Consider the following 14,443-nt stretch of genomic DNA (forward strand, 5'->3'; position numbering starts at 1 on the left):
CTGCAAAGACCCATATGAACGACCTCAACACAACAACGGCGCCCGAAGCCAGCGCCTCAAGTTCCCCCGGCTACACGCTCTGGCAGCTCGTGCGCTACATACTGGCCCTGGGCACCTGGGGCTTTGGCGGTCCCGTGGCCCTGGCGGGCTATATGTACCGCGATCTGGTGGAAAAGCGCCGATGGATCACCGAAGCGGACTACAAGGAGGGCTTGGCCCTCGCCCAACTGATGCCAGGGCCGCTAGCCGCACAGCTGGCCATCTACCTGGGCTATGTCCATTACCGGTTTCTGGGCGCGTCCCTCGTAGGGATCGCCTTTGTCGTCCCGTCCTTCTTCATGGTCGTGGCGCTTGGCGCGGCCTATGTCGCCTACGGCGGCATCGGCTGGATGCAGTCGGTGTTCTATGGCGTGGGCGCCGCAGTGATCGGCATCATCGCCATGAGCGCCTACAAGCTGACGACCAAGAGCATCGGCAAGGACAAGCTGCTGTGGCCTATTTTCCTGATCAGCGCAGCCGTCACGGTGATCACCAAGTCGGAAGAGGTCTGGCTGTTCCTCGGTGCTGGCGTGCTGGTGTGGTTCTGGCGTGCACCCCCTGCATGGCTCAAGCGCGGCGGCAATTTGAACGGCGTGGCGGCCCCACTGGTCGGAATGTTCGCGCTCAGCACCATCGACTGGACCAAGCTCAAGCAGATCGGTCTGTACTTCGCTTATGCCGGCAGCTTCGTTTTCGGCAGCGGCCTTGCGATCGTGCCCTTCCTCTACGGCGGTGTCGTCAAGGAGTACGGCTGGCTGACCGACCAGCAGTTCGTGGATGCAGTGGCGGTGGCCATGATCACGCCGGGCCCGGTGGTGATCACTACGGGCTTCATCGGCTACCTGGTCACAGGCTTCTGGGGCGCCGTGGCAGCGGCAGCCGCCACCTTTGTGCCTTGCTATCTGTTCACGGTGATCCCCGCGCCGTACTTCAAGAAATACGGCAAGCGCCCGGATGTCATCGCCTTTGTCGATGGCGTCACGGCCGCCGCCATCGGCTCCATCGCGGGCGCAGTGATCGTCATCGGTCAGCGCTCCATCTCCGACTGGATCACCGCAGCGCTGGCAATCGCGACCGCAGCCATCTTGTGGCGCTTCAAGAAGCTCCCTGAACCCGTCATCGTGGTTGCGGCAGCCCTCATCGGCCTGGTCGTCCACCCGCTGGTTACGCACGGCTGATTGGAGAGTACCATGCAACGCATCTTGATTGGTATCACCGTGGCTGCGCTGGCTTCCAGTGCGAGTGCGCTGGCTCCAGGCTTCGATGGCACTGTCCTTGGCGCATCTCCTCACTATTGGAGCTGCGGCGTCACTGGCGGAGGTACACCCCATTGGGTCATCACTACCGAGCCCGGCTCCACTCACTCTGACAGGGTGTTGCTGCAGGATGGGCGTGGCACCTATCCCTGGTGCGTGAAAGTCGGAACCTCGATCACCGACGGCTTTGTCGAAACACGGTTCAAGCCCCTGGCGGGCCGGGAAGACCAGGCAGGCGGCGTCGTCTGGCGCTGGAAAAACGCCGACAACTATTACGTCGCCCGCGCCAATGCTCTGGAGAACAACGTCTCGCTGTATTACGTCGAGGGTGGCAGTCGCAAGACCATCAAGTACATCGATGCGCCAGTGGCCCCTGCCTCCTGGCACACCCTGCGAGTCGAATTCTCCGGAACGCATATCGCGGTTGCGCTGGACGGCAAGCTCTACATCGAGTTGGACGACAGCCATATCTCCGGCCCTGGCGCTGCTGGCGTCTGGACCAAGGCCGATAGCGTGACCGCCTTCAGTCGCTTTCACGCGGGTTCAAGCAACTAACGACATCCCCACACAGGAGCATCCCATGGATATGCAACCCCGCCCCCTTGCCCTGAACCCGGCGACCCTCAACGGCCTGTCGGAGACTCTGATCGTCAGTCACCACGCGAACAACTACACCGGGGCCGTCAAGCGCCTGGGCGCCATCCGCCAGCAGTTGACCCAACTGGACTGGCCAAGTGCGCCGGTGTTCACGGTCAATGGACTGAAACGCGAGGAGCTGATCGCCGCCAACTCGGCTTGGCTCCATGAGCTGTACTTCGACTCGTTGGGCGGTGACGGCGCCTTGCCAGATTCGGGCCTGACCGTAGCCTTGGCGCGCGACTTTGGCAGCACCGACCGCTGGCGCGCGGAGTTCACCGCACTGGCCAAGGCCATGGGCGGCGGCTCGGGCTGGGCACTGTTGTCCTGGTCTAACCGAGAGTCACGGCTGATCACCCATTGGTCTGCCGACCACACGCATCTGCTCGCCGGGGCTACGCCGATCCTGGCGCTGGACATGTACGAGCACGCCTACCACATGGACTTCGGCGCCAAAGCGGCCTCCTATGTGGATGCCTTCATGCAGAACATCCGCTGGAAGGAAGTTGCGCGGCGCTACGGTACGGCCGTCGAGGCCGACGCGCTGCCCTGGTCGGTGCCTCCCGAGGCCGTTCGAGGCAGCGTGCAGCTCATCGACGTGCGCAGGGCCGCAGGCTACGCAGGGGCCGCCGACCGCGTGGCTGGGGCCACGTGGCACGACCCCGCCCGGTTGGCCGAATGGAGCGCTGAGCTCGATGTATCCCAACCCGTCCTCGTGTACTGCGTGCACGGCCATGAAGTCAGCCAGTCCGTGGCGCTCGCGCTGCGGGCACGTGGCTTCGATGCGCGCTATGTGGCAGGTGGCATCGAGGCCAGTCGCGCTGCCGGTGTGGCGCTGGATGCGAAGGAGTAAACCATGCAATGGATCACCCGCGAACGGCCAAAGATCGACCGCATCGCCTGCCCCTGGCTGATCGCACGTTTCATCGACAAGGCTCCCGAGTTCCTCTATGTGCCTGCCAGCGAGGTGCTGAGCACCGCCAAGGCCACTGCCGCCATCCCCTACGACATCCCGAATGTCGAGTTGAGCCACGTGGGCGAGTTGTGCAGCTTCGACGCCTTCCTGGCGAAGTACAAGCTTGACGACCCGGCGCTGCTCCAATTGGCTTCCATCGTGCGCGGTGCTGATACATCGCAACTCGACCTGACACCGCAATCCGCAGGGCTCTACGCGCTGTCGCTGGGCCTTTCCCACAACTTCAGCGACGACCACGAAATGCTCCAGCACGGCATGGTGATGTACGACGCGCTCTATGCGTGGTGCCGCTCTTGCCAAGCCGAGACGCACAACTGGCCGCCGACCATGACTGCCTAGTCACCTAGACCGAGACCATCAAAATGTTTGCCTTCTCCCTACAACCCCAGGCCCGTCATCGAGCCTTGGTCTCCCGGCTCGTGCTCGCCGTATGTGTTCAGGCTATAAGCCTGACTGCCGCTTCAGCCGCAGTTGGGCATGGCGAGCTCACCGGCTCGCAAATTCACGCCGCAATCGTCGGCAAGTATGTGACCGATGACCACCATTGGGGGCACAAGTATTTCCCTGATGGGCGCGTTGAGCGGCTTGAGAACGAGCGATTGAAATCAGCTCACTGGTCTATCAAGAACGACCGGCTGTGCTTGCTGCAACCAGAGATCAGCAAGGTCGAACCGATCTGCTACCGAGTGGTGCGTGACGGGAAAGAGTTGCAGTACGTGGATGACAGCAACTATGTGGTTTTCCGAGGCCTGGTGAGGCCCATGCCCAAGCGGGGGTAAGGGACGCGAAGGGGCATACATGCGCTCCATGTCTTCCGCTTCATGAACGGTGACTACAAGCTTTGAGCGGCCACAAGGATCACTGTAGCCCTCTCTTTTCTCTCTCAGTTGAGGCCACAGTCAAACTCAGTGCTCGGAGGACTGCTATAGAGTGGTCTCGTTAGAGGAATCTTGACTGAAGCAAATAGTGCTGATGTTCAAGGTGTATGAGTGGAAGCAGGTGTTCTTGCCCAATAGTTAAGACCAATACAGCAAGTCTGAAAGGGCTAGGTCTCAGCGATAAAAACTGATGACGGTACTTTTGACGGTAAGGCCATTTTTCATAGAAACTCTAGTCAGTCCAGCGTAGCGTATTGAAGTGCGAAGAAGACCGACATGTTGTTTCAATTGACAATTGAGTGGGAGTGACGGGCACTGGCTGGCAATGTCTAGCAACGGCAGGCATTTCGGCTGAGGGTAAAAGAACTTTCCGCTAAGCGATAGACTGTATGTAAACACAGTATTGCAAGGACGCGGAACATGCCTCATGTGGCGGCCAGGACGGCCAGCCGGGATCGGGATACTGGTCGTTACCAGAGCCACCGACCCGAGCAAACCCTTCTCTATCAGATCGTTGACGAGTATTACCCGGCATTCGCTGCGCTTATGGCAGAGCAGGGAAAGGAATTGCCGGGCTATGTGCAACGGGAATTTGAAGAATTTCTCCAATGCGGGCGGCTGGAGCATGGCTTTCTACGGGTTCGCTGCGAGTCTTGCCACGCCGAGCACCTGGTCGCTTTCAGCTGTAAGCGTCGCGGTTTCTGCCCGAGCTGTGGGGCGCGGCGGATGGCCGAAAGTGCCGCCTTGCTGGTTGATGAAGTACTGCCTGAACAACCCATGCGTCAGTGGGTGTTGAGCTTCCCGTTTCAGCTGCGTTTCCTGTTTGCCAGCCGGCCCGAGATCATGGGGTGGGTGCTGGGCATCGTTTACCGCGTCATTGCCACGCACCTGGTCAAGAAAGCGGGCCATACCCACCAAGTGGCCAAGACGGGCGCGGTCACCCTGATCCAGCGTTTTGGATCGGCGCTCAATCTGAATGTTCACTTCCACATGCTGTTTCTCGACGGTGTGTATGTCGAGCAATCCCACGGCTCAGCGCGTTTCCGCTGGGTCAAGGCGCCGACCAGCCCAGAGCTCACCCAGCTGACGCACACCATCGCCCACCGGGTGGGTCGCTATCTGGAACGGCAAGGCCTGCTGGAACGGGATGTCGAAAACAGCTATCTGGCCTCGGATGCGGTGGATGACGACCCGATGACACCCCTGCTGGGGCACTCGATCACTTACCGTATCGCTGTCGGTTCACAGGCGGGGCGAAAGGTGTTCACTTTGCAAACTCTGCCGACCAGTGGTGATCCGTTCGGTGACGGGATTGGCAAGGTAGCCGGGTCCAGCCTGCACGCCGGCGTGGCGGCCAGGGCCGATGAACGCAAGAAGCTCGAACGGCTGTGCCGGTACATCAGCCGCCCGGCGGTATCCGAGAAGCGGCTGTCGTTAACACGAGGCGGCAACGTGCGCTACCAGCTCAAGACGCCGTACCGGGACGGCACCACGCACGTCATTTTCGAACCATTGGATTTCATTGCAAGGCTGGCCGCCCTGGTACCGAAGCCCAGAGTCAACCTAACCCGCTTCCACGGGGTGTTCGCACCCAACAGTCGGCACCGGGCGTTGGTCACGCCGGCAAAACGGGGCAGGGGCAACAAGGTCAGGGTGGCTGATGAACCGGCAACACCAGCACAACGGCGAGCGTCGATGACATGGGCGCAACGGCTCAAGCGTGTTTTCAATATCGACATCGAGACCTGCAGCGGCTGCGGCGGCGCCATGAAAGTCATCGCCTGCATTGAAGACCCTATAGTGATCAAGCAGATCCTTGATCACCTGAAGCACAAAGCCGAAACCAGCGGGACCAGGGCGTTACCCGAAAGCCGGGCGCCACCGGCTGAGCTGCTCCTGGGTCTGTTTGACTGACGAGCCTGAAGGCCAACGATACCAATCAAAATGCTGCGTTCACAGCGCCGCGGCAGGGATCCGCCGTGCTGGTTGTCGGAAAAGGAGCCGCTAGTGGGAAAGAGGAGGGTAAATTTTCAGCGTTGCTGGCTCCCCGTCAGCCGGATTGGGTTGCATCGCAGGGGTGTCGAAAGAGTCAACTGCGGTCCAAAGCTGTTGGACTTGGGTGAAAAGGGCGTTTATTCTTCCTATACGTTGTCGGCAGCGGGCCAAAAAGGAATACGTCCATGCCCATCGAGGTGAAACCGGCTGTGAGCGCGGGTTCAAGCATATAGCCCGACAGGCGCGTATCCTTGCCGATCACGACACGATGGCGGTGGTCACCGCGACGAAAGACACGGCCAGCCGCCATGCCGACGCGCAAGGCGGTTTCCGCCGTCATCGCGCCTTCGTTGGCTTTGCCACGAATACCGTCTGTGCCGAAATATTTGCGCACCATAAGGTCGATTATCCTGTCGTCGGGTCGCCCTCAAAGGGGACATGCCTGCTGAACCGCGAATATAGAGAAATATCCCGAATGTGCAGTTAACGAATTCTTGCGGTTTCTTTCAGCGCCGCCAATACCGCCAGCCCGTCGCGCAAGGGGCGCGGCTCGTGTGTGCGGATGAAGTCAGCTCCACCTGCGGCGGCGGCAAGCTCTGCAGCGAGTGTCGCGGCCCCGACATCCCCCGGACCACGGCCTGTGAGCGCGCGCAGAAAGGATTTGCGCGAAACAGACAGAAGCACCGGCAAATCGAAGCGCAGCCGCAATTCATCGAACCGCGCCAGCACCGAGAGCGAGGTTTCGGGAGCAGCCCCCAGAAAAAACCCCATGCCGGGATCAAGGACAAGGCGGTTGCGTTTGATACCGGCACCCGTCAGCGCCGCGATGCGCGCGTCAAAGAACGCCGCAATGTGATCCATGATGTCGCCAGCGGGTGCCTCGCGCCGATCTGCCTGCCCGTCTTGCACCGAATGCATAACGACGAGTTTGGCAGATGATTTCGCCAATTGCGGATAGAACGCAGCGTCTGGAAAACCGCGAATATCATTGAGATAGGCCACACCACGCGACAAGGCATAGGCTTGCGTCGCGGGTTGATAACTGTCGAGCGAGACGGGAATGCCATCTGCCTTGAGCGCGTCCAGCACCGGCGCGATACGCGCGATTTCTGTGTCGGACGAAACAGGCGCGGCGTCGGGATTGCTGGATGCCGGACCGAGGTCGATCACATCTGCCCCCTCGGCCATCAGCTTACGCGCCTGCGCAATGGCTGCGTCTGGCGCCAGATACCGGCCTCCATCGGAGAAACTGTCCGAGGTTATGTTGACGATGCCGAAAATGATGAGCGATTTATTCATGGGGGCTTCTATAATAATAATAATCGAGCATGAGTCTCATACGGATGCTCGGGTCGAAAGGGAATCCCCAGGCGAGTAACCTGTTTGCGGTGATCCATTAGCTGCAGGAGCAGAAGAGCATACATCTGGAAGCAAAGCCAGGAAAGCGGCCTATGGAGCTGTGCGGCAGCGCTCAGTAGGCAATTTTTCAAAATATTGTTAAGCCTTTTCTGAGCATGGTATTTTTCATGGTATTACCAATTAGCAGGAAAATAAGCCATTGAATATAAAAGATAAAAATGTCTTGTTTACAATAGAGTGGGAATGATCCCGCGTCCGGCACTGCCCGGCACGATCTAGCAAAAAATGCCCTGAAGCCCGCGTAATTGCGGGCTTTTGGCTTTTTGGGTTTGGCAAATTCGGGTAGCGTTCTGCATCGCCAAGCACGGTGTTTGTGTGGCATGGTACGGGGTATTGACTGCATCTAATGCCATGCATGACGCTCAATACCATGTCCCTTGCCTCAGTGTTGGCATGGTATCGAGTTGGCCTAAAGGCCCCGGTTTTACTGGGGATGGGCGTTGTTGCATAAAACCAGCGGCAACAGCTGGTAGGCTGACGTCATGAGTGAAAGTAAGCGCCCGCGTGGCAAGTACAAGACGACAAACTGGGCGGACTACAACGCCTCACTCAAGGCCAGAGGTTCGCTGACAGTTTGGCTGGACAAGGACATGCAGTGGTACGCCACTGTCAGCGGCAAACGTGGTCGTCAACGCACCTTCTCCGATGCGGCAATCCAGTTCTGCCTGAGCATCAAATGCTTGTTCGGACTGGCCCTGCGTCAAAGCTTGGGGCTGGTCGAAAGTCTGTTGCGCTTGGCGGGCCTGGACTGGCGGGTGCCAGACTTCAGCACCGTGTGCCGGCGCCAGAAAGACTTGAGCGTTAAGCTGCCTTACCGACCCAGCACAACGGCACTGGATTTGCTGGTCGACAGCACCGGCATCAAGTTCCTGGGTGAAGGCAAATGGAAGTGTAAAAAGCACGGTGCCGAGTACCGGCGCCAGTGGCGCAAAGTACACTTGGCCATCGATGCCCGCACGCTGGACATCCGTGCCATCGAGGTCACTGACAACGGCACGGGCGATGCGCCCATGTTGCCGGAACTTCTCAGCCAGATACCGCCAGATGAACCCATTGCCAGTGTCGGCGGCGATGGTGCTTACGACACCAAGGCATGCCATGCAGCGATAGCGCTGCGCGCTGCGCAATGCGCAAGCCATCATCGCGCCACGCAAGAATGCGCGAGCATGGAAGGGCACGCAAGCCGGGGCGAGCTCACGCAACGAAGCCCTGCGTGCCTGCCAGCGGCTGGGTCGCCGGATTTGGAAGAAGTGGAGCGGGTACCACCGACGCAGCCTGGTGGAGACGAAGATGAATTGCTTCAAACGACTGGGCGAGCGGGTCATGGCCAGGACGTTCGAGCGTCAGGTGACGGAGTTGCACATCCGCGTGGCGCTGCTCAACCGATTCAGTCAACTCGGGCGCCCGGTGACAGTGGTCTTGGGGTAAGCCCGTCTGGGGTTGGGGTCATGCCGTCTCCGACGGGAGTTGTGCAACAAGGCCTGCTCATCCGACAAGTTGTACAGGCGTTTGAGCACCAAGATACGCACCATCACCTCTGTCGGATAGGCCGGGCGACCTCCTTTGCGGCCATCGCTGCGTTCTATCAAGGCATCCGCTAAGCCTGCCAGCTCGCCAAAATCAATGTGGCGGGCAATGACTTGCAAGGGATCGCCTAGCTCATCAAGCGTTCCTTTACGGCTGCTATCTGCAAACAGGTCGAACTTGAGGGCGCTGCGTGGGCTGGACATGCGCTGAATCTACCGCATGCCAGCCTTGAACAGGCTTCGAGGGAGGTTTTGAGAGGTGCCCAGGTGCGGGGCCTTTGAGGTCCGCCCGGGCGCAGCGGTTTTCTACAATACCGGCCTGCGGGGCTACGCCAAGTGGATGCACAGGCGTGGCCCTTTTTCTTGTGGTGCACTTGCCAGTTTTGCGGCGATGCCGTGGTTGGCCAACCTGTTTTCATGCGTTTGTTTGCTTCGATTTCCGAATTTTTCCGCGACAACTACCCTTCTGCCGACCGGCTGGGTGTGCCGGTGGCGCGCTGGCGGCAGAGCATCTACCGCACGGTGTTCGAGAGCAACACCGAGATGGGCAAGCGCTTCGAGCGCCGGCTGACCCTGGCCATCGTGCTGAGCCTGTGCGTGGTGATTGCGCACAGCATCCCGGCGATTGCGCAGGACTGGCGCATGTACTACCTGCTGCGGGGGCTGGAGTGGCTGTTCACCATCGGCTTCACGGTGGAATACGCGCTGCGCCTGATCTCGGTGCGCCGGCCCTGGCGCTACGCGCTGAGCTTTTACGGGCTGGTCGACCTGCTGTCCATCGTGCCCACCTACCTGGCCATCTTCTACCCGGAGGCGCATTTCCTGGCGGCGGTGCGGGCGCTGCGCCTGGTGCGCACCTTCCACATCTTCCCCATCTTCCGCAACTTCCTGAACGAGTACCTGATGCTGGGGCAGGCGCTGCGGGCCAGCGGGCGCAAGATTTTCGTCTTCCTGAGCGTGGTGGCCCTGATCGTCTTCGTGATGGGGGCGATGATCTTCGTGATCGAGGGGCCGGAGCACGGCTTCACCAGCGTGCCCATGGGCATTTACTGGGCGATTTCGACCGTCACCACCGTGGGCTACGGCGATGTGACACCGTCCACGCCGCTGGGGCGGATCTTTGCCTCAATCATGATGCTGCTGGGCTGGGGCGTGCTGGCCGTGCCCACCGGCATTGTGGGGGCCGAGCTGTCGCGCAATGTGGGCACCAAGGCCAGCCTCAAGGGGGTGGACTGCGAGGCCTGCGGGCTGGAGCGGCACGAGGACGATTCGCGCTTTTGCCGCCGTTGCGGCACACGCCTGGTGCTGCCGGGCAGTGCGCCGCGTTCCATGGGCGCGGCCGCGGCGGCCGCCCGGCCGGTGGACGAAGCAGCGGCGTCTGGCGTGGACCGTGCCGAGGCCCAGGCGTGAGTGGGCCGGCGCGCTTCATGGCAACATGTGGTGTGGCCGCCGCAGCAAGTGCCGGCGGGCAAGTTTTTGACATAAGAAGGTGCGTATGAAACAGTGGATAGGGGTGGCCCTGGGGGTCTTGGTGCTGGCCGGTTGTGCCAGCAGTGGCAAAGGCGGCACCGAGGCGGTGGTGCAGGTGCAGGAAGACAAGGCCACGCAGGTGAAAACCGTGGCCTTCGCCCCGCTGCCCATGGACTGTGGGCGCGTGGCGCACTGCCCGACGCTGGGCGTGCGCTGGAGCAGCACCACGCCGAACCGTGCCACCTTGCTGGTGGGCACCTGGGGCGGACAGGCCCAGATCGAGGCGATCGAGTTCAATGCACGGCCACATGCGCCGTTGCGGGTGCGCTCCAAGGCCAAGGATGCGTCGGGCCTGCCCGGCGTGACCGCCTTCGACGTGCCCATGGACACGCTGGAGCGCGTGGCGCTGGGCTCGGCCGCCTGGGTGCGGCTCACCACCACGGGCGCGGTGATCGAGGAGAACCTGTACACCGGCGAACGTTCCAGCCGCGCCGCCGATGCGCTCAAGCGCCTGATGTACGAAGCCTACAAGGGCACGGACAAGGAACTGTCCCTGGGCCTGATCGGTGTCTTCACCGACAAGCCCTACGAGCCCAATTACTACAAATAAGAGCAGCTGGCGCTGATGCTGTCTGTGTTTCAGGTGCCAACGCATCTGAAAAGTAGGAAGATCGCGCGCTGGCTGCCTCGATTTGTGTAGCGCATCGTCGTGCCGACATGCGCTGGCGCCATGGTTTTCACCCGCGTCTTGCGCCTGGGCGGCCGCATTTCAGGCATCATTGCGGGTTAGCCCCAGGCTCGCCGATATAACCAATGCATCTTATTACTGGAGCATTGATTCTTTTGCTGTTTTATATCGGCACGTTACATTCCTCCATTCCAATTTTTTCGGGCATGCCGCAGGCCATGAGCGGGCGCGTGCCGTGGCTAGACTACATGATCGACATTCGGGATCTGACCCTGACTTACCAAGGCTCCAGGGGGCCTGTCGAAGCGCTCAAGCACATCAACCTGCACATCGAGCAGGGCGAAATCTTCGGCATCATCGGGCGCTCCGGCGCGGGCAAGAGCTCGCTGGTGCGCTGCATCAACCTGCTCAACCGTCCCACCTCGGGGCAGATGATCGTTGATGGGCGCGACCTGATGACGCTCGGCGATGCGCAACTGCGCGCCGCGCGCCATGAGATCGGCATGGTGTTCCAGCACTTCAACCTGCTGTCTTCGCGCACCGTGTACGACAACGCCGCGCTGCCGCTGGAGCTGGCGGGCATGAACAAGGCGCAGATTCAGGAGCGCATCAACCCGCTGCTGGAGCTGGTGGGCCTGTCGCACCTGGCGGACCGCTACCCCGCGCAGATCTCTGGGGGCCAGAAGCAGCGCGTGGGCATTGCGCGCGCGCTGGCATCCAACCCCAAGGTGCTGCTGTCGGACGAGGCCACCTCGGCCCTGGACCCCGAAACCACACGCTCCATCCTGGACCTGCTGCGCAAGGTCAACCGCGAGCTGGGCGTGACCGTGGTGCTGATCACGCACCAGATGCAGGTGATCAAGCAGATTGCCGACCGCGTGGCCGTGATCGATGCCGGTGAAATCGCCGAGATGGGCTCGGTCATCGACGTGTTCACCCGTCCCCAGCAGGCCATCACCAAGAGCCTAATCGACGAGATCGTGCCCCAGGAGCTGCCCGACAGCGTGCTGGGCCGCGTGCAGGCGCTGGCTGCGAAGCTGCCTGCCGGGCAAAGCGGCAAGCTGCTGCGCCTGTCGTATGCCGGCGAGAGCGCCTACGAGCCCATCCTGTCGCACCTGATCCGCGAGCTGGGGCTGGACCTGTCCATCCTGCACGGTCAGATCGACGAGATCCAGGAGCAGACGTTCGGCTCGCTGGCGGTGTACGCCAGCGGCGATGCGGCCAAGATTGAATCGGCCATCGCCCACCTGCGTGACAGCGGTGTGGTGGTGCAGGTGGTGGAAGTGAAGGCGTAAGGGGCGAAGCGATGTTCGAGAATTTTTCGGAAATGATGATCGAGTTGTTCATCGACTCGTTCTGGGAGACGCTGATCATGGTCGGCATCTCGGGTCTGCTGGGCGGCCTGATCGGCATCCCGCTGGGCGTGTTCCTGCGCCTGACCGACAAGGGCGGTGTGCTGGAAAACGCACCGCTGAACAACACCGTGGGCTGGATCGTCAATGCCATCCGCTCCACACCCTTCATCATCTTGCTGGTGGCCATCATCCCGTTCACACGCTTGGTGACCGGCTCGTCCATCGGCACCTGGGCGGCCGTGGTGCCGCTGACGATTGCCGCAGCCCCCTTCATCGCACGCCTGGTCGAAACCTCGCTGCGCGAAGTGGACAACGGCCTGGTGGAAGCCGCCCAGTCCATGGGCGCCACCACCAGCCAGATCGTCTGGAAGGTGCTGCTGCCCGAGGCCCTGCCGGGCATCGTCGCCGGCCTGACCATCAGCTTCGTCAGCCTGACGGGCTACTCGGCCATGGCCGGGGCCATCGGCGGCGGCGGCCTGGGTGACCTGGGCATTCGCTACGGTTACCAACGCTTCCTGCCGGACATCATGCTGGCCGTGGTGATCCTGCTGATCTTCTTCGTGCAGGCCATCCAGAGCTTTGGCGACTGGATCGTGCGCCGCATCAGCCACAAGTAAGCCGCTGCTGTGCTACCACTGCAAGCCGTGCCCTGTGCACGGCTTTTTTCATGGCGCACGCAGGCTGCTGGGTGGCGGCTTCCAGTGGGCTGGCCACCGGTCGGGGCCCGGTCTTTGCGGGCGCGCACAGCATAAGCAGATGCGTGTTTACCCTGGGGTGGATTTGCGCTAATTTTGTGCGCACACCTGCTGCCAGGCGCAGCAGGGCACAAGCACCGGGGGCATGCACGGGCGCTGCAGAGCGCCAGCACCTCCTGTGTGATGGAGCGTGGGGGGCTGACTTCCCAAGGAAATGCCATGAGCCGTCCGATACCGTCCGATCTTGAATTTGTTGCCGACTTGGGGGTGCAATGGTTGCGCCGTCCGGTGCCCACCACGCCTGGCCTGGCCGCATTGCTGGCCCAGGATGCGCTGAATCCCGAGGAACAGGCCGCGGTGGTGCAGGCCGTGGGGGCTAGCGTGGCCGATGCATGTGCCACCCATGGCTACCACAGCATGGATCTGGTGGTGCTGCACCCGGCCACGCCGGGGCTGGAGGCGGCACTGCAGCGTTTTGATCAACCCCACACCCATGCCGACGATGAGGTGCGCTACATCCTGGAAGGCGAGGGGATCTTCGGCTTTCAGGACGCGCAGGGCGAGGAGCGCGTGGTCTGCGTGCGGGCTGGCGACTACCTGCGCGTGCCTGCGGGGGTGGAGCACCGCTTCACACTGACCGCAGCACGCCGCATCAAGGCCCTGCGCCTGTTTGCCGACACCGCCGGCTGGGCCGCGCACTACACGCGGCGGACCGTGGGCCCTCTGGCGATGAAGGCGTGAACCTGCTGGGGAGTCGCAGCGCAGATGCACTGGGCACCGGCATGCGCCCCATCTGGCCCCATCCGCTGCCTCGTCAGTTTGATCAACGCCTGGGGGATGTCCACCCCGGGTGCAGCACCAGCTAGGCATGGGCTGCGTGAGGGGCGAGAGAAGGGCATAACGCCTGTGGCAGACATGCCACCCGTGCGTCAAAGCTGAGGTTCGTACTGTGCTGGCTGACAGAGGCAGACCGTCTTGGCTTGCAGGCGGCGGTGGGGCTGGGGCGTACAACCGGGGCTGTGCATGGCGTGTCTGCACGCCAGCCAGGAGGTACCCCATGAAAGACCATCCATCCCAGGGCGTCACGGCCCGTTCCACCGATCCGGATCTGCTGGAGCAGGCCCGGCCAGGCTGCGGTGTGCCATCGCAAGACCCGGACCCTGCGGCCCAGGTGGGCCTGGATGACGCCGAGACGGCGCGCGAGGTGCGTTCGGCACTGACCGGAGGCGGCATGATCGCCGGGGCCGTGCTGGGCTGCGCCCTGGGTGCGTTGATGGCGGGCGGGGTGGGCGTGGTGCTGGGCGGGGTGGCGGGCAGCGTGCTGGGCGCGCTCAGCGCCATGGCCGCGGGGGTGCGTGTGCAGCAGGAAGGCGACCACGTGTTTCTGCACTACTGAGTCTTGGCTTGGGCGTGGCTGGCGGCAAGGCAGGCCACACCAGCCGCGACTGCTGACTGCGGCCTGAGCCCGTGCGGGCGCAGGCAAAAAAAAGCCCGGGTTTTACCCGGGCGT

At 61.9% G+C, this 14,443-nt stretch carries 13 protein-coding genes and 3 pseudogenes; 13 read left to right on the forward strand and 3 right to left on the reverse strand.

Features of this window, described 5'->3' with window-relative positions; all coding sequences use genetic code 11:
• The first annotated feature begins 14 nt into the window (after nt 1–14).
• From SJH88_RS07370 to SJH88_RS07395, 6 genes are all read left to right on the forward strand, one after another.
• Nucleotides 15–1,217, forward strand: a complete 1,203-nt coding sequence (locus SJH88_RS07370; RefSeq protein WP_003074452.1) for a chromate transporter — start codon at nt 15–17, stop codon at nt 1,215–1,217.
• 12 nt (nt 1,218–1,229) lie between these two features.
• Nucleotides 1,230–1,850, forward strand: a complete 621-nt coding sequence (locus tag SJH88_RS07375; protein WP_003074450.1) for a hypothetical protein — start codon at nt 1,230–1,232, stop codon at nt 1,848–1,850.
• Between the two features lie 25 nt (nt 1,851–1,875).
• On the forward strand, nt 1,876–2,784 hold the full coding sequence (locus SJH88_RS07380) for a Fe-Mn family superoxide dismutase (RefSeq protein ID WP_274754047.1): 909 nt from the start codon (nt 1,876–1,878) through the stop codon (nt 2,782–2,784).
• A gap of 3 nt (nt 2,785–2,787) precedes the next feature.
• A complete protein-coding gene (locus SJH88_RS07385; protein WP_003074445.1) occupies nt 2,788–3,246 on the forward strand; it encodes a chromate resistance protein ChrB domain-containing protein in 459 nt (152 codons plus the stop codon).
• A 23-nt stretch (nt 3,247–3,269) separates the two neighbouring features.
• On the forward strand, nt 3,270–3,686 hold the full coding sequence (locus SJH88_RS07390) for a hypothetical protein (protein ID WP_003074443.1): 417 nt from the start codon (nt 3,270–3,272) through the stop codon (nt 3,684–3,686).
• Nucleotides 3,687–4,205: 519 nt separating this feature from the next.
• Complete coding sequence (locus tag SJH88_RS07395) at nt 4,206–5,699, forward strand: IS91-like element ISCR2 family transposase (protein WP_001120888.1); 1,494 nt, start codon at nt 4,206–4,208, stop codon at nt 5,697–5,699.
• Between the two features lie 235 nt (nt 5,700–5,934).
• Here the strand turns inward: SJH88_RS07395 and glmM are convergent.
• Together glmM and sul2 are read right to left on the reverse strand one after the other, a co-directional pair.
• Nucleotides 5,935–6,177, reverse strand: a pseudogene (glmM, locus tag SJH88_RS07400) (phosphoglucosamine mutase); the annotation flags it as partial.
• 86 nt (nt 6,178–6,263) lie between these two features.
• Nucleotides 6,264–7,079, reverse strand: coding sequence for a sulfonamide-resistant dihydropteroate synthase Sul2 (gene sul2 / locus SJH88_RS07405; protein WP_001043260.1), 816 nt, complete (start codon nt 7,077–7,079; stop codon nt 6,264–6,266).
• Nucleotides 7,080–7,681: 602 nt separating this feature from the next.
• Here sul2 and SJH88_RS07410 point away from each other — a divergent pair.
• Nucleotides 7,682–8,627: pseudogene (locus SJH88_RS07410) on the forward strand (IS5 family transposase).
• A 53-nt stretch (nt 8,628–8,680) separates the two neighbouring features.
• Here SJH88_RS07410 and SJH88_RS07415 read toward each other — a convergent pair.
• Nucleotides 8,681–8,929, reverse strand: a pseudogene (locus SJH88_RS07415) (transposase); the annotation flags it as partial.
• A 213-nt stretch (nt 8,930–9,142) separates the two neighbouring features.
• Between SJH88_RS07415 and SJH88_RS07420 the strand changes: the two are divergent.
• The 6 genes from SJH88_RS07420 (at nt 9,143) to SJH88_RS07445 (ending at nt 14,329) form a co-directional block, all read left to right on the forward strand.
• Complete coding sequence (locus SJH88_RS07420) at nt 9,143–10,135, forward strand: ion transporter (protein ID WP_274754048.1); 993 nt, start codon at nt 9,143–9,145, stop codon at nt 10,133–10,135.
• An 85-nt stretch (nt 10,136–10,220) separates the two neighbouring features.
• On the forward strand, nt 10,221–10,805 hold the full coding sequence (locus SJH88_RS07425) for a hypothetical protein (protein WP_274754049.1): 585 nt from the start codon (nt 10,221–10,223) through the stop codon (nt 10,803–10,805).
• Between the two features lie 326 nt (nt 10,806–11,131).
• Nucleotides 11,132–12,178 (forward strand): methionine ABC transporter ATP-binding protein, encoded by a 1,047-nt coding sequence (locus SJH88_RS07430; RefSeq protein WP_274754061.1) that lies wholly within the window; start codon nt 11,132–11,134, stop codon nt 12,176–12,178.
• An 11-nt stretch (nt 12,179–12,189) separates the two neighbouring features.
• Nucleotides 12,190–12,855, forward strand: coding sequence for a methionine ABC transporter permease (locus SJH88_RS07435; protein WP_042419617.1), 666 nt, complete (start codon nt 12,190–12,192; stop codon nt 12,853–12,855).
• Between the two features lie 297 nt (nt 12,856–13,152).
• The gene (locus tag SJH88_RS07440) at nt 13,153–13,674 is read left to right on the forward strand and encodes a cupin domain-containing protein (RefSeq protein WP_274754050.1); all 522 of its coding nucleotides are present in this window, start codon (nt 13,153–13,155) and stop codon (nt 13,672–13,674) included.
• 316 nt (nt 13,675–13,990) lie between these two features.
• On the forward strand, nt 13,991–14,329 hold the full coding sequence (locus tag SJH88_RS07445; protein ID WP_274754051.1) for a hypothetical protein: 339 nt from the start codon (nt 13,991–13,993) through the stop codon (nt 14,327–14,329).
• Nucleotides 14,330–14,443: the final 114 nt, after the last annotated feature.

The sequence above is a fragment of the Comamonas sp. GCA5 genome (genome assembly GCF_036541385.1).
GTDB lineage: Bacteria > Pseudomonadota > Gammaproteobacteria > Burkholderiales > Burkholderiaceae_C > Comamonas > Comamonas aquatica.